The organism is Sorangium sp. So ce131 (assembly GCF_051519095.1).
Classification (GTDB): Bacteria; Myxococcota_A; Polyangia; order Polyangiales; family Polyangiaceae; genus Sorangium.
Genome location: NZ_CP150455.1, coordinates 3040858 through 3061051, shown reverse-complemented (window position 1 = coordinate 3061051; position 20194 = coordinate 3040858). Strand labels below are relative to the sequence as shown.

Below are 20194 nucleotides of genomic sequence, written 5' to 3'. Positions count from 1 at the left end.
GGCATAGCAACGGGCGGGCCAGCCCGCCGTGGACGCGAACGTGCGGCCGTCCGGAGGTTTTCGCGAGGCGCCGGCCGACCGGCGCATGACCGGCGTGTCAGGGCGACGTTCGCCGCGCGCCGTGGCGTTAAATCTCTCCTCTCTCGCCGTGATCCCTGCCAAGACTTCTGACAGGCGGACCTAGATCGCGCTCGCTCGGCGCGCCTCAGAGGAACTGGCTGCTCCACTTGCGGAACGTCATGATGCCCTTCTCCCCCGGACACAGGACCGGCTGAGGGCGGTAGATCTTGTTCTCCCAGATCGGGATGTCCTCATCGAGCTGGCGGCAGACCTCCGCGGCCAGGGCCTCGCCCAGGCGACGGGCGCTGTCGCTCGGGTGCCAGAAGGCGAAGCGGACGTCGATGAGCTCGTCATCCACCGGGGTGACCGTGTTCACGAACAGGAGCTCGACGATGCCGGTGAAGCGGATCGTCCCGTACCCCATGCCGTGGCCCTCCCACGTGATCGTGCCGTCGACCACCCGGCCGCCGGGGCCCCGCTGCTTCACCGCCGATCGCGACCGGATGACGTGGCCCTCGATCTCGATCTCGGTCCGGGGCCGCTCCGGCATGCCGTGCACCGCGACGAAATGCGCGGGATCCACGATGTTCTCGAGCGCCTCCTGGACGTGCGTCCGGATCCTCCAGCGCCTGGTCATACCGGCCGACCACCCCGGCAACCGGGCCTCCGGGAGCGGTGGGATGTCGAAGGAAGGCGGCTCTTCCCCGGACGTGTGGTGGACCAGGATCATCCCGTCGAGCTCACGCACGTCCCAGGAGCGGGTCCTCGCCTTGGGAGGAATCGTGTCCGAGTAAGGGATCCTCACACAAACCCCGTTGCCGGAGATCACCCATCCATGGAAGGGACACCGGATCCCGTCCTGCTCGACCCGGCCCCCGATCCCGAGGTGGGCGCCCATGTGGGGACAGTGGGCGTCGAGCACACGAGGCTCGCCGTCCTGCGTCCGGAACAGCACGAGATCCCGCCCGAAGCAGCGGAGCGGCAGGGGGCCGCCCGCGGGCAGCTCGTCTGCCGAGGCGACCTGAAACCACCCTCGGGGGAACGGCGGAAGGGGAATTCGAGCGCTCACGTAGGTCTCCTCACGCGCGCGACGTCGCCAGGGGAAACCGAGGCGTCCGGTGCTGCAGACGAGGTCGGGAGCGTTCGCCCGCTTCGGCGACGCTGGGCCCGAAGGCCCTGCTCGGTCAGTTCTCGCGGCATGATCTCATCCTACGAGATCCGGGCGCGCCGAGGTACTGACCGGTGCCGCGCTCGCCGCCCCGGGCGCGCTCACGCCGCGGTGCGCCTCGACGCCGCCTCCGCGCAGAGGGCCTGCGCCGCGGCGAGCTCGCTCCTCCGGAACCTCTCGGGGAGCCCGCTCGGCGCGGCGCCGAGCACGTCGCGGGCGTCGTCGTCGCGCCCCTGCAGCCGGAGCAGCTCGGCGAGGCGGAGCGAGGCGCGCAGCGTGACCACGGGCACGCCCAGCCTCGCCGAGAGCGCGAGGGCCTCCCGGAAGCTGCGCTCCGCCGCAGGCTCGTCCCCGCGACGGAAGAAGCAGTCCCCCTTGAATTGGTGGAGCTCCGCGCAGTAGTAGCGCTCTCGATTTTCGTTCGCAGCGCGGAGGCAGTAGTCGAGCCGCGCCAGCGCCTCGTCGACGCGCCCGAGCGCCGCCTCCGACTCCGCGATGGTGGAGGTCCAGTAAGCCGTGGCCCACCCGGTCCCTTCCGCCATGTTCGCGAGGTGCCGCTCCCCACCTTCCACGTCCCTGTCAGCCCACGCGAGCAGGATGCCGGACGCGGCCAGCAAGAGGGGGCTACGGTTCTCCTCGGCAAGGGCGACCGCCTTGCGCGCCGTGCTCCGGACCGCGTCACGGTCCTTCCAGCAATGATGCAAGATAGCCTTGTAGAGGAGCGCATAACCGATGCTGTTCGTGTGGCGCAGCTCCTCGGCGAGGGCCAGCGCGCTCTCGACCTGCGACATCGCCTGCTCCAGGAAACCCCTGCACCACAGGATCAACCCGAGCTTCATCCGCGCCTGGACGCCGAGGTCTTGCCCGAACACCAGCGCGGTCTGGCGATGCCGTTCAGGGTCATAGAGCGAGATGGCGCGCTCCACGGCCGCTTGTGCCTCGGCGAAGCGCCCTCCTATGAAGAGCTGGGTCCCGAGGGCCACGTGCGCGGCGATCGTGTGCTGTACATCCCGGAGTCGCTCGCTCAGCGCCAGGTAGCGCTCGGCCAGCGCAAGCGCCTGCTCGGCGTGGCCCCGCTCGGTATGGTAGCCGAGCAGGCCCCACATCGTCGCGAGGACGTGCGACGCGTCGCCCACGCTGGAGATGAGCTGCTGAGAGCGCTGGACCGTCGCCTCGATCTCATCACACCCGCCACCGCGCGTGGCCATCAAGGCAGGGACCAGCATGCCGTTCAGATCGAGCTCCACCTCCGCGCGTTCGCGCGGGTCTTCCAGCGTGTCGAGCCAGGAGATCGCCTGACGGGCGTACGCGATCGCCTCCGCGTTCAGCGACCGGAGCAGCACGCCCTGCGCCGCCGCCCGGGCGTACCTGAGCGCCTCGCGCTTCTGCTCCGCCGCCGCGAAGTGCAGCGCGAGCAGGCCCGGCTGCTCCGCGGCGATCCGCGGGAAGCGCTCCTCCAGCGTCCGCGCGATGCGGGCGTGCAGCTCCCGCCGCGCGCTCCGGGCCATCGACTCGTAGGCGGCGTCGCGGACCAGGGCGTGCTTGAAGACGTAGGTCGACTGCCGCGCCCGGCGGCGCAGCAGCACGAGGTCGGCCGCGACCAGACGGCGCAGGTCCTCCTCGACCTCCGGCGCCGCGCGCGGGTTGACCGCGGCCAGCACCTCCGCGCTGAACTCGCGCCCCAGCGCCGCCGCGATCTGCGCCGTCTTCTTCGCGCGGCCGAGCCGATCGAGGCGGGCCGTCAGCGAGCCGCGCAAGGTGGTCGGGATCGACAGGTCCGACGGCCCGCTCGCGAGCGTGTACCGATCGCCGCGGTCGACGAGCGCGCCCGACTCCATCACCGCCCGGGTCAGCTCCTCGACGAAGAGCGGCACCCCGTCGGTCTGGTCCAGCACCCGCTCGATCACCTCGCCGGGGAGCTGCTTTCCGCGGGTGATGCCGGCGATCATGTCCCTCACCTCCCGGCTCTCCAGGTGGCCGAGCTGGATCTTGAGCGTGTCGGAGAGCGGCCAGGGCGGCGCGAACTCCGGGCGCGCGGTGAGCAGCACGCAGAGGCGCGCCGACGACGCCCCGTGGAGGAGCAGCGGGATCAACTCGAGTGTGGTCGGGTCCGCCCATTGCAGATCTTCGACGAGCAGCAGCGTCGGCTTCCGCTCCGCCACCTCGATCCACAACGAGACGATCGCGTCGAGCGTCAGCTCCTTCCGGCGCTGCGGGGACACGTCGCGCGGGGCAGAGCCCCCGGCGGGCGGGAGCGAGAGCAGGGCCGCGAAGAGCGGCATCGTCGCCCCCACGTCGAACCCGTGGTCCGCGAGCAGGGCCCGGAGCTTGCCCGCCTTCTCGTCGGCCGCCTCTCCCCCGCCGAGGTCGAGCATCTGCTCCAGCGCCTCGCAGACCGGGCGCAGCGCGCTGTTCTGGTGCTCCGGCGCGCAGCGGCACTCGACCCAGGAGTGCGCCTCCGCCTGGAGGGCGCGGTGCAGCTCCAGCGCGAGGCGGGACTTGCCGATCCCCGCCTCCCCGGTGACGAGCGCGCTCTGGCCGAAGCCCTCCCGGGCGAGGCTCCAGCGCTGCTTCAGCAGCGCGAGCTCGTGGGACCTCCCGGCCATCGGCGCCGCGAGGTCGAGCTCGCTCGAGGAGGCCGCCGGGCGCTCGGCCTCGACGCGGTGGACCTCGACCGGGAGGTCGCAGAGCCCGAGCTTCCAGGCGCCGAGCGCTCGCGTCGCGAAGCGGGCGCGGAGCAGAGGATAGGTGTCTCCGCTGATCACGACCGCGCCCGGCGGCGCCTGCGCGCTCAGGTGCGCGGCGACGCTCGCGGTCGTCCCGACGACGGACCGCGCGCCGGCCCCACCGAGCTCTGGGGTGGTCACGAGCCCCGTGTGCACGCCGATCCGGACCTCCAGGGCGAGCCGGGACTCCGCCTCGGCGCGCGCGCTCCGCTCGCGGATCCTCGCCGCGATCTCCAGCGCGCACCGCGCCGCGCGCCCGGCGTCGTCCTCGCCCGCGAGGGGATAACCGAAGTGGAGGAGCACCTGCTCGCCGAGGACACCCGCGACGGTCCCCTGGAAGCGCCCGGCGACCTCGACGCAGATCTCCTGCGCCAGGTGGAGCAGCTCGTCCCGGTCCTCGACGCCCGCGCCCGTCGAGCCGGGCGAGCGCGCCTGCAAGAAGCAGCACACGGCCGTGAGCAGGCGGCGCTCCCCCGCCGCGTCGAGCCCCGAAAGCGGCCGGTCGCGGGAGACCTCCCTGGCGCTCGCGCCCCCGTCCCGCTCCGGCGCCGGCTCCCGGCGCGCCGCCGCGCGGGCGTCGGGCTCGGCGCCGGCCGAGAGCCGCCGGGGCAGATCGCTCATGTCGCACGCCTCCAGCTCCCTCAGCAGCCCTTCGGCCGTGACCTCGCGCGCCTCGACGTCCTTCACGAGCACACGCGACAGGAGGCGGCCGACAGGGTGGCTCCGGAGCGCGGCCGGCAGGCGGACCGGCTCCGGGCTGAGCTGCTGCGCGATGACCTCCGCCACCCGATGGCCGGGGAAGACCGGGCGCCCCGCGACACACTCCGAGAAGACGAGCCCCCAGGAGAAGAGATCGGCGCGCGGCGTCGCGGTCATCCCCCGGAGCTGCTCGGGCGCCGCGTAGGCCGGTGTCCCCACCATCTCGTCGTCGCCGGTGAGGCTCTCGTCGCGCTCGCCGCCCAGGCCCTCGACCGCCGCGCCGATCCCGAAATCGAGCACGAGCGCGTTCCGGCGCGCGCCGGTGGGCAACACCATGATGTTGGAGGGCTTGAGATCCCGGTGGATGATCCCCTGGGCGTGCGCGCAGGCGAGCGCGTCCAGGACCTGGAGCAGGAGATGGCGCGCCTCCCGCGGATCCAGCGCGCCCTCCTCGTCCAGGACCTCCCTCAGGTTCCGGCCTGGGACGAACTCGAACACCAGGTACATCTGCCCATCATCCATCTGCCCCGAGTCGATGAGGCCGACGATGTTCGTGTGGTGCAGGCGCGCGCACAGCCGCATCTCCCGCTGGAAGCGCGCGATGCGGCGCGCGGCCGCCGTCCCGCCCCGGCCGGCGAGCCGGAGGACCTTGACGGCGACCAGCTGGCCCGTCGCGAGCTGCCGCGCCTTGTAGACCGTCCCGAAGCCCCCTGAGCCGATCCTGGACAGGACCTCATAATGCCCCTGGAATGCGGCCTTTATCGGTAGATCCTCCTCGTAATAGATGGTCATCGCTCCGATCCCCGCCCGGCGTGCCGGGCCGCGCGTCTCCTCTCTCTCGGCCGGCCGGCCGGCGCCCGCCGGCGCTCAGGCCGCCATGCGAAAACGCGAGAGGGGCATCCCGTAGACCCGCTGCGCCCCCTCGACGTCGACCTCGGTGATCTTCAGGTCCGGGCTCCCCACGCCGCCGCAGAAATAGTGCATCACCGACCGAGGATCGTAGGCCGTGAGGTCGATCGTCCGGGACCGGTCCTCCTTCGGGCACACCGGCGGCGCGCCGGTCCGGATGTGCTCGTGGCGGAAGCCGAGCACATGGCCGAGCTCGTGCCGGAGCACGCCGACCGGATCGAACCGGAGCGACGGCGAGAAGAAGCAGGGGTCGACCAGGAGCCACCGCTTCTCGACCGGATCGCTCGGGAAGAACGCCACCGCGACGAACCGCCCGCACGCGTCGTGGTGGATCACCGGGAACACGACGTCATCGGGGCGCCGGGTGCTGCCGTCGAGCTCGGAGACGTGGCGGAACATCACGCCGCACGTCTCCTCCCAGTCGCGCGTGGCCGCCATCATGCCGGCGCGCACCATCGCGTACGCGTCGTCGTCGGGGAAGCTCGCCCTGAGCACGCAATACGTGATCACGAACCCGGGAGGCCAGCGCACGATCTTGCCGTCCTCCAGGATCCCGACGAGCCCCTCGCCGCCGGGGCCGGTCGGCACGCTGGGCGGCTCCACGTCGGCGGCGTGACCCACGTAGTCCGCGAGCTGCGCCGCTTCCAGCAAGAGGTCTCCCTCGGCGATATAATACAGCTTCCCGCCGAGCTCGATCGTGGACAGCTGCGCCTCGAGGTCCTGGACCTTCCGGGCGATCACGGGATCGGTGATCTTCATGGCTCCTCCTCTCCGATTTCAGGGCGGCGACACCACGATCGCGTTCGTCCAGCCGCAGAGCAGCGACTTCGGCTCGCAATCGAGGCTGTCAACCCGCAGCGGGTAAACCGCGGGCAACGTGCTGTTCGGGAGCGACAGGTCGACCTCGAAGACGGGGCCCGCGGCGAGCGTCACCGGCTCCCGCGACGGCCTCCGGTCGGCGCCGCTCGCGACGATCTCGAACTGCACCTCGCCCGGCTGATCGAGCCCGAAGCGCGCGTTCATCCCCGCGGCCTTGAGCGCCGACGCCCGCCGGGCCGCCTGCGCCGAGATACCCTCCGGGAACGTCAGCCGGCCCTCCAGGCGAGACACGGGCAGCGAGGCCTGGTGATGGACGCGCACGGTCACGGTGCCGCCCGGCCGCGCCTCGAGCCGCTCCGGCCACATCAGGCAGGCGCCGGTCTGCAGCTTGCGCTTCAGGAACGCGGACTCCAGGCCGTCGAGCAGCACGTTCGCGAAGGACCGGCCCTCCGGGGGCAGCGACGCGGGCAGCTCGCTGAGCGCCTTCCAGGCCTTCTGCCGCAGCTCCTCGTCGTGATCGTCCAGCGGGTCGAACGCGGAAGGCGCGGCGTGCAGGAACTCGAAGAGCGGCTCCGGGCTGGCCGCGCGGAAGAGGACGGGCGCCGCCCAGCTCGGCGGGTAGGGCTTCTGCGCGAACATCTCCTCGCGGCCCGCGCGGACCGCCCGCTCGACGTCCCCCGGGCTCTGCTGGAGCAGGCTGCGGATGAACGCCTGGAGGAAGCGCTCGGCGTCGGTGGTCTCGAGCCGGTGCCGCATCCCGATCGCGCACTCCACGCCGGACGCGCCGTGGATCAGCGACTGCGCCACGCTCTGGCAGCCGCGCATCCACTGCGGGAGCCGCTGCTTCAGCGCGTCGCTCGCGGCCGTCGTGCAGCCCGCGAGCACCACGACCGGGATCGGCCGGTTCTGCAGCTCGCTCCGGATCTGATCGGCGCGGATCGGGTTCGCGTAGGAGCTGCCGGCGACCTCGAACTGCAGGACGCCGATCGGGGGGAAGCCCTCGAACCCGACGTCCTGGAGGTCGCCGTGGCCGAGGTAGACGAGCAGGCTGTAGCTCGTGTCGCGCAGCTCGGCGCGGAAGGCGTCGTAGGTGACCGGCCGCCGATCGCCCGCCTCGCTGCTCAGCACCGTCACCTCCACCACGTCGGCGAGGCCGCGCTCGCGCGCGATGTCGAGGATGCGCTCGCGCACCGGCAGCACGGGCGGCACCATCCCGCCGAGGTCTCCGGGGTTCGTGCGGACGAGGAGGACGCGGAAGGGCCAGCTGCGGCGCTGCGCCGGCCACGGGGAGGCGCCGCGCCGCTTCAGCATGTGGACGATGGCGCGCACCCAGGGCTGGAGCGCCAGCGGATCCGAGCCGAACTTGAGCAGCTCGAAGGGGATGTCGGCGAGGTAGGGGGCCACCTCGGGGTGCGACCGGATGACGATCCGGAAGGGCTGCGTCGCCGCGCGGAGCGCCGTGCCGAGGTGGCCGCGGAGATCGTTCTGGAGGAGCCAGTCGGTGACCTGCGCGGCCACGGTCTCGGTCATCCGCTCCGAGCCGTAGCCGCTCCGCAGCTCGTCGAGATCGGCGGGCAGGAGGCTCGGCAAAGGCCGCTCGACCTCGTCGTCGATGGGGGCGAGATCGGGGGCGTGGACGCTCAGCCTGAGGCGCGCCGCCCCGCCGGGCTCGATGTCGACCACGAACTCGGGATCCCTCATGATTTCACGTCCTTGAGCAGGCACTCGCTCGACTCGTCGATCGCCTCGTCGAGGCGGCACTGCCGCTTGTGCTCCTCCGCGACGGCCCTCGCGCCCGGGAAATCGAGGCCGAGCGACGTGTACCGGGTCTCGAGCCGCCGGGCGGCGTCGAGCAGCTCGCGGGTGATCGAGAGATCGGCGGTCACCTGCGCCACGGTGAGCAGCACCTGGTCGGACGGGGTCTGCCCGGTCCCGACCGTCGTCCAGGCCGGGCAGCGCAGCGCCGGATCGTCGGGCCGGCAGAACTGGCGGCCGAGGCGGTGGCGGAGGAACACGACCACCGGCGTCACGAGCGGGCGCTGCGCGGCGCTCGACATCGCGTCCTCCACGTCGAACGACGCCGCGAGGCGCTCGTAGAAGGCGCTCCAGAAGTCGCGGATCGCGGGCGGGGGCATCGGGCCGAGCTGCGCGACGATCGTCGGCCCCTCGCCGCTGTCGTGGCCGAAGCGGGCGAAGGCGTGGAACACGGTGGGCATGCCGAGGTGGCCGATGCGAGGGCTCTCCGGCGGGGTGAGCGCGAGGACCGCGACCCTCGAGCCGCGCAGCATGGCGGCGAGCTCGCGCGGCGAGATCGTCTCGTCCTCGTCGCAGGAGAGCTCGAGCAGCCCCTCCAGCCCGAAGGGCACGGCCCCGTCGGCGACCAGGTGGAGCACCTGGCACCCCGCGGAGGCGGCCTCGGCGATCGCCTTGCACGGATCTTCCTGCTCGATCCAGACGACCTCGACGCCGGGCCCGAGGCTGCTCAGCGCGTCCGACAGGGCGACCGGCGCGCCGCCGGCCGGGTCGATCACCGCCACGCGCAGCGGCTCTCCTTCGAGCACCGGCAGCGGCGGCGCGGCCTTGCCCGGGCTCCCCCGGACGATGGAGAAGCGGGGCGGCCGGCGCCCCCCGAGCTCGAGGATCTCCCAGGGGAGATCCTCGAGCTCGGGCGTCTGGCTCGACCACCAGAGGCGCAGGCGGCGCTCCGGCCGCGGCTTCAGCTGCCAGAGGCCGCGGAGGCCGCCGGAGATCGAGCCCCCGACGCGGCGCCGCAGCTCGCGGACGGACTCCTCTCCTCCATAAAAGAGGCTCAGGTACTCGCCATAACTGAGCCAGGTGACGGAGATCTCTTCATGGCCGATGAGCGGCAAGCCCCCGACCTCCGGGGGCGGCGCGGCGCCGCCGGCGACCGGCTCGACCTTGCCGAGCTCCACGGGCAGGGGGAGCCTCGTGTAGATCCACGCGTCGTAGCGCCGGGGCGCCCCCCCGCCGGAGGTCGCGAGCGCGCCTGTCACGGGCCCGGCCTGGCGCTCCGAGGGGGCGATGCGGACGACGATCTCATGGTACCGGTGGAGCTGCGCGGCTGGGTCCTTGGTCATTCAACCCTCTCCGGCGAAGGGCGGCGGTGGCGCTCCGGTGAAGTGGTGCGCGGCGTCGGGCGCGACGTCGCGCGGGGGATCCCTCGTGGGCTCGCTCGTGAAATCCACCGACCGCGCCAGCTGGGCGTAAAACGCGGCGCGCTGCGGCGGCAGGGACGTCTTGCCCGCCAGCAGCGGGGGCCGAGGAATGGCCGCGAAGAACTCCATCGCGCGCTGCTGGACGGCGGCGAGCCGCTCGGGCGACGCGCCCGCGCCGATCGCGAGCTGCGCCGCGACCGGCACGAGGCGGTACGGGAAATAGGAGGGCTTGTCGGGCGACGGCCGGAGCTCGCCGCGCTCGAGGAAGCTCGCGAGCGGGCCCACGCGCTTCACGTCGCTCGCGGCGTCCGGGTGGAGCTCGGCGACCGCGCGGCCGCCGAGCGCCTTCAGCTTGCTCCCGAGCGCCGCGCCGGCGATCGCGTCGAGGTCGCCGAGGAACGGCGGGAGCCACGGCGGCGCGCGCAGCGCTCGAAAGCGCTCATCCATCCGATCGGCCTCCTCCGCGAGCGGCGCCACGCCGAGCCTGCGCAGCATTGCGCCGAGGAGCGGCACGCGGACCATGGGGTGCGGGTGCGGATCGTACTTGTCGAGCTCCGCCTGCTGCTTCCCCGACGCGACCACGAGCAGCAGCGAGGCGAGCGCCATCGCGAAGCCGGCGTTGCCGAGCAGCACGCCGATCGCGTCGGCGAGGATCTCCCTTGTCCATCCGTACCAGACGTCCTGTCGCTCGGACGGGATCTTCCCGTCCATGCCGAGGAGCATCACCCGGGCCAGCTCGCTCGAGATGCCGAGATCCTGATCGACGTTGTGGCCGACCTCGTGGCAGAGCAGCGGGAGCAGCCAGGCGCACTCGGTGTGATCGGACGGGAGGAGCAAGATCGGTATCGGCAGGCGGAGGTCGCGGTAGCGCCGGAGCGAGCTGCGGACGGCGTGGAGGGGGTTCCTGCGGCTCACGGTGGCGGGCGTGTAGTGTGCCTCGAAGCAGACCAGCGGCGGCTCGCGCAGCCCCTCCCTGGGGACGAGCTCCCAGTTGCGCGCCCTGCGCATGCAGGCCTCGTAGCAGTCGGCGGCCACGAGATCCGCCGCGTCGAGCGGGGGGGCGAGCGCCGGCTGCGCCCGCAGCGCGAGCGCCTGAGAGAAGATGCTCCACACCCCGTGCGCGCTCGCGATTTCGACGAGGAGCGCCCCCACGCCGTCCGCGAACTCGGCGTCGGACAGATCCGCTCCGAGCCCGCTCAGGATGCCTTGCTGGCGCTGGACCAGCTCGTCCATGAGGATCTTCAGCGCGTGCAGCTGGCTCGCGTGGATCCCGAAGCCGCCCGTGTTGGCCGCGGCGGCCGCCTCGAACCGCTCGACGTCGCGCGGGAGCACCGAGGCCCGACGCGCCAGCTCGGCAATCGTCCTGGCTCGCAGACTGGACAAGGAGCCCTCCTCCTCCGTGTGCTTAACGGCGCCCTCGGCAATGTAAAGTGTGTCTCGCCGCCTGATCGCCAGTTGCACCAGCCCGGCCGCGCGGCGCGCGCGGATCGCGAGGGGCGCCCGCCGCACGACGAGCGTTGCGGGCCGATCGCGCGGGGCGCGAGAGGACAGCGCCCCGGACGCGCGGGGAGGCGCGGCGGCGCGGCGGCGCGCGCTGAGGGCCTCCAGGCGGCGGGCGTCGTGCTAGAGCTCCCGCCCAGGGGGGTAATTGGTGAATGGCAGACAGGCGCCCTGCGCTGAAGCATCACCTCCGGGCCGAGCCTTCTGGCGAGGAGACGCTTTATCTGCTCGGCGAGCGCGAGCGGTTCATGCTCCGCGGGCGGACATACCGGCTCCTCGGGCCGTTGCTCGACGGGCGCCACACGACGGCCGATCTCGTCGCGGCGCTCGCGGGCGAGGTGCCTTCCGCGGAGATCCATGAAGCCCTGCGCCGGCTGGAGGCGCGCGGGTACCTCGCCGAGGCCATGGACGCGCCCGGCGTCGCCGGGTTCTGGCAGGCGATCGGGGAGGACGCGCGGCGCGCGGCCGAGCGGCTCGCCGCCGCGCCGGTCGCGGTGATCGCGGTGGGGGCCGAGGATCCGAGGCCGGTCGCCGGCGCCCTCTCGGAGGCGGGCGTTGCAGCGCACACCGACGCTCCGCGCAGCGACGCTCCGCGCAGCGACGCTCCGCGCAGCGACGCTCCGCGCGCCGCGCTCGTGGTCGTCGCGACGGGCGATTACCTCGACCCCGAGCTCGACGCCTGGGATCGACGGGCGCTCCGGGAGGCCGTCTGCTGGGTGCCGGTCAAGCCAGGTGGGGTGGAGCCCTGGATCGGGCCCGTGTTCCGGCCTGGCTCGGGGCCGTGCTGGGCCTGCCTGGCGCACCGGCTGCGCCACAACCGCCCCGTGGAGACGTACCTGGAGCGGCGCCGCGGCGCCCCCGGCTCGCCGCTGCCGCCCCTCGTCGGCCTGCCCGCCGGCCGCAGCGCGGCGCTCGGCCTCGCCGCCGTGCTCGTGGCCCGGTGGATCGCGGCCGGCGGCGCCGGCCTGCTCGACGATCACCTCGTCTCGCTCGACCTCTCCCGCGCGCAGACCGGAGAGCACGCGGTGACGCGGCGCCCCCAGTGCCCCGCCTGCGGCGACCCGGCGGCCACCGGCGCGCGCGCGGCCGCGCCCGTGCGGCTCGAGCGGCGCCCGAGGCCCGTCACGGACGACGGCGGTTACCGCGCCACCTCTCCCGAGCAGACGGTCGCGCGCGCCCGGCACCTCGTCAGCCCGATCAGCGGGATCGTCGCCAGCCTCGGGCCGGTCGAGGGGCGCGATCACCCGCTCCGGCCGGTCTACGGGGCCGTCTACCGCGTCTGTCCCGCGACGGACGCGCCGTCGTTCGACGACTTCCACGGCGCGAGCGGCGGCAAGGGCAAGACCGCCGCGGAGGCGCGCGCGGGCGCGCTGTGCGAGGCGATCGAGCGCTGCAGCGCCGCCTTCCAGGGCGACGAGCCGCTGATCCGCGCGCGCCGCGCCGAGCTCGGGGGCGCCGCCTTCCATCCGCACGACCTCCAGCGCTTCAGCGAGGCGCAGTACCGCGATCGGCTGGCGATCAACGCCCGGACGCAGGATCCACGCAAACACGTCCCCCTCCCCTTCCGCGAGGAGGTGGTCATCGACTGGGCTCCTTCGTGGTCGCTCACGCGCGAGGAGCGCCGCTACCTCCCGGCCGCGTATTGTTACCAGCACCTGCCGGTGCCCCCCGGAGAGCGGTTTGCCAGCTGGAGCCCGAGCGGGCACGCGGCGGGCAACTGCCTCGAGGAGGCGATCCTCCACGGGTTCCTGGAGCTCGTGGAGCGGGATGCGGTCGCGCTCTGGTGGTACAACCGCGCGGCGCGGCCCGCCGTCGATCTGCGGAGCTTCGAGGAGCCCTATTTCGAGGCGCTCGAGGGCCATTATCGCGCCCTCGGCCAGCGCCTCTGGGTGCTCGACGTCACGACCGACCTCGGCGTCCCGGCGTTCGTCGCCGTGGCGCGGCCGACCGGCGCCGGCCGGCTCACCCTCGGCTTCGGCTGTCACCTCGAGGCGCGGCTCGGGGTGCAGCGGGCGCTCACGGAGCTCAACCAGCTCTTCGACCCGCAGCCTTCCGGGCCGGCGAGCCCGCAGGACGCCCTCGCCGAAGGCGCGGAGTACCTGCTGCCCGCCGCGGGGGCTCCGCCGCGGCGGCGCGACGACTTCGAGGGCGCGAAGGCGGGCGATCTCCTCGACGACATCGCCGAGTGCGTCGCGCGCGCCGCCCGCGCCGGCCTGGAGGTCGTGGTGCTCGATCAGACGCGGCCGGACACCGGGCTCTCGGCCGTGAAGGTGGTCGTGCCCGGGCTGCGGCACTTCTGGCCTCGCTTCGGGCCAGGGCGCCTGTACGACGTCCCGGTCCGGCTGGGATGGGTGGCCCGGCCGCCGCGGGAAGAGGAGCTCAACCCGGCGCCCCTCGTCGTGTGACGGGAGAGGGCGGCGGACCAAGGGGGGAAAACCCATGCGCGACGGACAGCGGATCCTCGACGCGGATCGCCACGTCATCGAGCCCATCGATCTCTGGAGGACCTACCTCGAGCCGGAGCTCCGGGCGCACGCGCCCTACTACGCGGCGTTCGCCGACGGCGAGCTCGTCGACCGCGCGGCGTCCGCGGGCCCCGACGCGCGCTCGCCGCTCCCGCCGCAGCCGATGGTGGACGGGAGGCCGCTCTACCGCCGGCTGAGCGCGCGGGCGGCCCGGGAGCTCGCGACGGCCGTGAGCCGCCGGGCCGCGCCGCCCGGCCCGATCGAGCAGCCCGAGACGCACCTCGCCGAGATGGACGCGGAGGGGATCGACGTCGCCTTTCTCTACCCCACGCTCGGCCTGCTCCTGCTCGGCCTGGACCCGCTGGATCCGGCGCTCGCCGCCGCCTACGCGCGGGCCTACAACACCTGGCTGAGGGGCTTCTGCGATCGCGCCCCCGAGCGCCTCCGCGGCGTGGCCCTGATGAGCCCCCAGGACCCGGCGCGGATGGTGGTCGAGCTCGCGCGCGCGGCCGCGCTCGGGTTCCGCGCCGTCGTGCTCCGGCCGAACCCGGTCGGGGGGCGGACGCTCGGGGATCCGGCGTACGAGCCCTTCTGGGCCGAGTGCGAGCGGCGCTCGATCGCGGTCGCGGTGCACGAGGGCGCGCACGCCCACCTGCCGGCCGCCGGCGCCGATCGGTTCCACACCCGCTTCGCGCTGCACGCGTGCTCGCACCCGATGGAGCAGATGATGGCGCTGCTCGCCCTGATCGAGGGCGGCGTGCTCGAGCGCCACCCGGGCCTGCGCGTGGCGTTCCTCGAGGCCGGCTGCGGGTGGGTGCCGTACTGGCTCTTTCGCCTCGACGAGGTCGAGTACCGCCACCTGGCCGGCGAGGTCGCCCCGCACGTCCTGCGCGAGCCTTCGGCCTATTTCCGCCGCCAGTGCTTCGTCGCGCTCGAGCCCGACGAGCCCTACCTCGCGGAGGTCGTCCCCCGCATCGGAGAGGACAACCTGCTCTTCGGCACGGACTATCCCCACCTGGATCACGACGCGGACCTCGCCGGCCGGGCGCTCGCGCTCCGCCGCGCGCTGCCGGACGAGAGCGTCCGCAAGATCCTCTGGGACAACGCGGCCCGCTTTTACGGCGTCGAGGGGTGAATCCCCGGGCGTTCGGGCGGCGTCACGAGCGCGCGGCGAGGCCGGCTCCGGCGGGCGGCTTGCGCGCGGTCAGCAGCACATAGCCCATCCTGTCCTCGTAGATCGCCCAGGCCCTGGACCAGCTCTCCCTCATCGCCGCCAGGAACTCCGTGCCGTAATGGGCCGAGAGCGCCTCGGCGTTGGCGTCCATCCTCTCCCGCACCTTATCGCCCGTCTTCCGCGTGCTCGCGCTGATCTCGGCGGCCTGCGCCACCTCCAGGCCGGCGGCGCGCACGACCTCGCGATAACGATCGAGGGTCACGAGGGAGTTCATCTGCAGCTCGGCGACGAGGAACGCCCATTGCTCGTCGCTCACCGGAGCGAGCGCGACCATGTCCGCGATGGCCAGCGCGCCGCCGGGGCGGAGCACGCGGGCGATCTCGCGGAGAGCCTGGGAGCGATCCGGCATGTGAGACAGCGACTCGACGGCCCAGACGGCATCGAAGGAGTCTGCCTCGAAGGGCAGCTGCATGCCGTCGGCGTGGAGGAACCTCACCTGGCCATCGAGCCCCTCCGACGCGGCGTGCCGCGTGGCCACCTCGACCTGGACACGGCTGTTCGTGATCCCCACGACCTCGCAGCCGGTCGCCTTCGCCAGCCGGATCGCCGGCTTGCCGTTGCCCGCCCCCACGTCGAGGACGCGGCGGCCAGCGCCGACCGCAATCGCATCGATCATCCTGACGGTGAGCCGATCCTGCGCTGCCGCGAGGGGCGCGTCGTCGGAGGGATCGCGCCAGCAACCGACGTGGATGCCGTTGCCCCAGACGAGCTCCCAGAACACGCCCAGTTGATCGTAGAATGACCCGACGTCGCGCGAGCTGAGCCCACCTTCCATGTCGTCATGCTCCCCTCGATGAGACGATCCCCGCGTCGCTCACGCGACATCCTCGGACTCGGCTGCTCGTCCGGACACGCCGGCTCCGATCACCCTGCGATCGCGGGCGATCTCAGCAAGCCAAGGCGAGCGCTCCGCTGCAGCCCGCGAGATCGGCCAGCGCGACCTCCTGCTCGGCCAGCGCTGGGGACGGCGGGGCATCGAGGCTCCGCTCCTCGCCGGAGGGGCGCGATGCGCCGCGCCGCGTGTCCTCGGGCCTGTCCGCCCGGAGATCCCGCTCGGGCGCGGGCGCCGGCTGAGCGCCGCTCGGACAGGGTGAGCCGTCCGCGCGCTCACCATCCATCCCATCGCCCTCCAGCCGAGGGTCCGCCGTCCGATAGTCCACTACATCAGCCGGACCGGCTGCAGATCCGTGGTTCAACATGGCTCCTCCTGTGGTTGGGCGCTGAGCACGCCGCCCCGCGAAGAGATCCCTAGAGCCGAGCGCGCGGCGCCGGGAGGCCCGCGGGTCACCGGCGCCGGCGCGCTCAGCCGGAGAGCTCTCCAAGGAGCCTCCGGGCCTCCGCGCGCTCGGGCATGGACGCGTGCTCGTCAGGCGAGCCGCAGATCTCGCCCAGCAGGGTTTGCCCCTCGTCCCGCCGTCCCTGCGCGAGCAGCGCGCGGCAGAGCGCGAGCGCCGCGCGGATCTCGGGCAGCCGCGCGCCCTGGGCGCGCGCGAGCGCGATCGCCCTCCGCAGGCACACCTCGCCCTCGGGCGCGCGAGGGGCGCAGGCCAGCAGCGAGGCGGCCTTGAGGCGCCAGAGCTCGGGGGCATAGTACATCTCCCCTGTGTCTTCCGCGATCCTCAGGCAGCGGTCGAGCCGCTCGATCGCCGCCTCGTGCTGCCCGCGCTCGGCCTCCAGCTCGGCGGGCAGCGACGTGTAGTACGTCGCGCCGAGCTGGAGGGTATGGGAGCGCCGGCGCAGCTCCATGTCGATCAGCCGATCGAGATCCGCCTCCGCCCATCGGTTGAAGATCACACAGAGCTCCTTGTACAGGAACCTGTGCCGCTCCGTCTGCTCTCCCAGGCGACGGCTCTCCTCGGCGACCTTCTCCCGGTCCCGGCCGAAGTGGCGCATCATGAGCAGGTAAAACGACGCCACCCAGAGGCTGGGGGGGTGCTCGAGGTCCTTCGCCCGCGCCACGGCGCGCTCTCCCAGCGCGAGCGCCTCCTCGGGGTGTCCCATCAGGTAAAGCACCGGCATGAGGGTGGCCTCGGCCAGCGTCCTCGGGTCCACGCCGTAGAGAAACGCCAGCCTGCCGTGCGCCTTGACGTCGTACGACGCCAGCGCGCGCTCGAGGTGCTGGCGGGCTTCCGGCAGGTTGCCCTCGATCCACGCGCAGTGTCCCAGGAGCGGCAGCGACCATACCAGCTGGGCGGTGTCGTCCGACCGCTCGGCCATGGTCACGAGCCGCTCCGCGAGCTGTCGCGCCTTGGCGCGGTGGTTCAGCTGGTGGTGGTACATGAACACCGCCCACAGCGTGGGCGCGGTGAGCGGCGTGTCCCCCAGCTGCTGGTTCAGCTCTTCGCAGCGGCCCACGGCCGCCATGAGCTCCGGATCCATGTGTCCCCGGCTGTCGAGCAGCGCCTGGATCATGAGGTTGTTGAGCCGCAGCTCCGCGCACGCGCGCTCCCGCTCGTCCGTCATGGCCGCGAGCCACCCCAGCGCGTCCTTGATGTGCGCGACCGCCTCGGCCTCTTCGGCGACGCCGCCCGGCCGGCTCAGCGCCCGACCGGCCGCGCGCTCGGCGTAGCCGATCGCCTTCGGCATCTGCCCCGCGGCCGCGCAGTGGCGCGCCAGCAGCTCCGGCCGCGCCTCGACGATCTCCGGGAAGCCCTCCTCGAGCGCCCTGGCGACGCGGGCGTGCACCCATCGCTGCGCCCGCCGCGGGAGCGACTCGTAGGCCACGTCCCGGAGCAGCACGTGTTTGAACGTGTAGACGGTGCCGCTCGCCCGGGGCTTGCCGTGGATGAGATCCGCGGCGACCAGCACGTCCAGATCCTCCCTCACCGCGATCTCGCCGCGCTGGCTCACCGCGCCGAGCAGCTCGCACGTGAACTCCCGGTCGAGCACCGCCGCGACCTGCGCCGTCTCCTTGGCCCTGCCCAGCCGATCGAGGCGGGCCGCCAGGAGCGCCCGCAGCGACGTGGGGATCGCGACCTCCGAGAGCGGCGCCGACAGCACGTAGCGCCCCCCTTCCTCCCGCAGGGCCCCCGACTCGAGCACCATCCGGGTGAGCTCCTCGACGTGGAGCGGCACGCCGTCGGCCCGGCGCACGATCTGCTCCAGCACGGCCGCGGGCAGCGCCCGGCCGCCGGCGATCTCCTCGACCATCCGCTGGACGTGCGCGCGGTCCAGGCGGCCGAGCTGGATCTGCAGCAGGCCCGAGGTCGCCCACGGTGGGACGAACTCGGTCCGGGCGACCAGGAGCGCCAGCACCCGCGCCGAAGGCACCTCCCCCACGAGCGCGCCGAGCCACTCGAGGGTGGCGGCGTCCGCCCAGTGCAGGTCCTCGACGAGGAGCAGGACCGGCCGCTCCTCCGCCATCTCGAACACGAGGGAGAGCAGCGCATCGAACGTCCGCCGCCGCTGCCGCTGCGGCGGATCCGCGGCCGGCGCGTACCGATCGGGCAGCGGGATGGAGAGCAGCGCCGCGAGCGGCGGCACCGCCTCCTCCAGGCGGAAGTGGTACCGCGAGAGCAGCGCCTCGAGCCCGTCGAGGGCGTCCCTCGGGCGCTCGTCCGGGCCGATGCCCACGAGCCGCTCGAGCAGATCCACGATCGGGTGGAGCGCGCTCTTCCGGCGGTCGCTCGAGCAGCGGCACTCCAGGCAGGCGTACGCCTCGCGCCGCAGCCTCCGCGCGAGCTCCAGCGCGAGCCGGGATTTGCCGATCCCCGGCCCGCCCGTCACGAGCACGCTCTGCCCTGCCCCGTGCCGCGCCTGACCCCAGCGCTGGAGCAGCAGGTCGAGCTCCTGCTCCCGCCCGAACAGCGGCGCCACGTCCTCGCCGGAGCCGGTCCGGTCCGGCGCGCTCGTCTCCTCTTTCAGCCGGTAGATCGCGATCGCGCCGGCGCCTTCCGGGCCGGCGCACGCCCCTGCCTCCTCGCAATCGAACGCGCCGCGGAGGATCTTGCGGGTCTCCCCGCTGACGACGAGCGTGCCCGGCGCCGCGGCCGCGCCGAGGCGCGCCGCCGTCTGCAGCGTCACCCCGAGGTGCTGCACGTGCTGCTGGCCCTCGCGGACGACCACGAGGCCGGTGTGGATGCCCGCGCGGAGCGCGATCGCGATCCCGCGCTCCGCCTCCAGGCGGGCGCTCCGCGCGCGGATCTCGGCCGCGATCTCGAGCGCCGCGCGCGCGCCGCGCCGGGCGTCGTCCTCCTGCGCCGCCGGGTAGCCGAAGTGCAGCAGCACCTGATCGCCGAGCGCGCACTCGAACCGCCCGCCGTGCCGCCGCGCGACCTCGGCGCAGAGCTCCTGCAGCTCGCCGAAGAGCTCGTCGATCTCGTCGACGTCCGCGGCCGCGAGCCCCGGGCCCGCGAGCGTGAGCGCGCAGCAGACCGCGGTCAGCGGCCGCCGCTCCGCCTGGATGGCGCCCGCCGCCGCCGCCGCCGCCACCGCCGCCGCGCCGCGCGGCGCGGCCCCGGTCCTCGTCCCCGAGGGGTCCGCCGGCGCGTCGTCCGGGCTCGTCAGCGCGCCGCGGCTCAGGCCGTCGACGCTGCATACGTCGAGCTCGCGCAGCAGCTCGTCGGCCGTGACGGAGCGCGCCGCGACGTCCGCCTGGATCGACCGCCTGAGGATCGCGCCGAGCGGGTGCTCGCGGAGCGCGGCGGGGATCTGGATCTCCCCGGCGCTCGCCTGCTCGAGCGCGCCGGACGAGAGCGACCTGCGGGTGACGGGGGGCCTGCCCGTGAGGCACTCGAGGAACACGAGCGCCCAGGAATACAGGTCCGAGCGCGCCGTCGGCGGGAACCCGCGGAGCTGCTCCGGCGCCGCGTACACGGGCGCGTCGCGGGGCCCGTCGCCGGAGGCGGGCGCCGCGTCGTCGTCCTCCCGCGCGTCCGCGGCGACCGCGCCGCTGCCGAAGCCGAGCACCAGCGCGTTCCGCCGCGCCCCCGTCGGCGCGACCACGACGGCGGCGGGGCTGATCTCCCCGTGGACCACGCCCAGGCCGTGCGCGCAGCCGAGCGCGTCGAGCACCTGCAGCATGAGGTGGCGCGCCTCCTGCGGCGCGAGGGCCCCCTCGTGCGCCAGGATCTCGGCCAGGTTCTGCCCGGGCACCAGCTCGAAGACCGTGTAGGGCTGGCCCTCGTCCGTCTGCCCGGCGTCGATGAGCCGGACGATGTTGGGGTGGTGGAGCCGCGCGCAGAGGCGCACCGAGCGCCGGAGGCGCGCCGCGTACCGCCGCGCGAGGTCCGCGCGGCGCTCGGCGCCGCCCCCGAGCATCACCCGGACGGCGACCAGCTGCCCGGTGGCGAGCTGACGCGCCTTGTAGAGCTCGGCGGAGCGATCCTTCACCAGCAGGGAGACGAGCTCATACCGGCTCAGGAACGCGGCGTTCGCGGCGGCTTGCTCGGCGCCCATCGTGACGATCGTATAATGTCCCGCCGCCCTCCCGGCGCCGG

At 73.6% G+C, this 20194-nt stretch carries 10 protein-coding genes; 2 read left to right on the top strand and 8 right to left on the bottom strand.

Annotated elements, in window-relative coordinates; all coding sequences use genetic code 11:
- Window positions 1-205: 205 nt before the first annotated feature.
- From WMF43_RS11350 to WMF43_RS11325, 6 genes are all read right to left on the bottom strand, one after another.
- A complete protein-coding gene (locus WMF43_RS11350; protein WP_437679675.1) occupies window positions 206-1129 on the bottom strand; it encodes a Rieske 2Fe-2S domain-containing protein in 924 nt (307 codons plus the stop codon).
- A gap of 200 nt (window positions 1130-1329) precedes the next feature.
- Window positions 1330-5445 (bottom strand): TOMM system kinase/cyclase fusion protein, encoded by a 4116-nt coding sequence (locus WMF43_RS11345; RefSeq protein WP_437679673.1) that lies wholly within the window; start codon window positions 5443-5445, stop codon window positions 1330-1332.
- A 75-nt stretch (window positions 5446-5520) separates the two neighbouring features.
- Complete coding sequence (locus WMF43_RS11340) at window positions 5521-6321, bottom strand: hypothetical protein (RefSeq protein ID WP_437679672.1); 801 nt, start codon at window positions 6319-6321, stop codon at window positions 5521-5523.
- 18 nt (window positions 6322-6339) lie between these two features.
- On the bottom strand, window positions 6340-8082 hold the full coding sequence (locus WMF43_RS11335) for a CHAT domain-containing protein (protein ID WP_437679670.1): 1743 nt from the start codon (window positions 8080-8082) through the stop codon (window positions 6340-6342).
- Window positions 8079-9479: a hypothetical protein gene (locus WMF43_RS11330; RefSeq protein ID WP_437679668.1), complete on the bottom strand. Its 1401-nt coding sequence runs from the start codon at window positions 9477-9479 to the stop codon at window positions 8079-8081. The genes WMF43_RS11335 and WMF43_RS11330 overlap by 4 nt, the downstream gene beginning before the upstream one ends.
- Window positions 9480-10940 (bottom strand): hypothetical protein, encoded by a 1461-nt coding sequence (locus WMF43_RS11325; protein ID WP_437679666.1) that lies wholly within the window; start codon window positions 10938-10940, stop codon window positions 9480-9482.
- 272 nt (window positions 10941-11212) lie between these two features.
- Here WMF43_RS11325 and WMF43_RS11320 point away from each other — a divergent pair, with 272 nt between their 5' ends.
- The gene (locus WMF43_RS11320; RefSeq protein ID WP_437679665.1) at window positions 11213-13462 is read left to right on the top strand and encodes a TOMM precursor leader peptide-binding protein; all 2250 of its coding nucleotides are present in this window, start codon (window positions 11213-11215) and stop codon (window positions 13460-13462) included.
- A gap of 34 nt (window positions 13463-13496) precedes the next feature.
- Complete coding sequence (locus tag WMF43_RS11315) at window positions 13497-14657, top strand: amidohydrolase family protein (RefSeq protein ID WP_437679664.1); 1161 nt, start codon at window positions 13497-13499, stop codon at window positions 14655-14657.
- 22 nt (window positions 14658-14679) lie between these two features.
- Here the strand turns inward: WMF43_RS11315 and WMF43_RS11310 are convergent, their stop codons facing one another.
- On the bottom strand, window positions 14680-15531 hold the full coding sequence (locus tag WMF43_RS11310; protein WP_437679662.1) for an SAM-dependent methyltransferase: 852 nt from the start codon (window positions 15529-15531) through the stop codon (window positions 14680-14682).
- A 527-nt stretch (window positions 15532-16058) separates the two neighbouring features.
- A complete protein-coding gene (locus WMF43_RS11305) occupies window positions 16059-20153 on the bottom strand; it encodes a TOMM system kinase/cyclase fusion protein (RefSeq protein WP_437679660.1) in 4095 nt (1364 codons plus the stop codon).
- Window positions 20154-20194 lie beyond the last annotated feature (41 nt).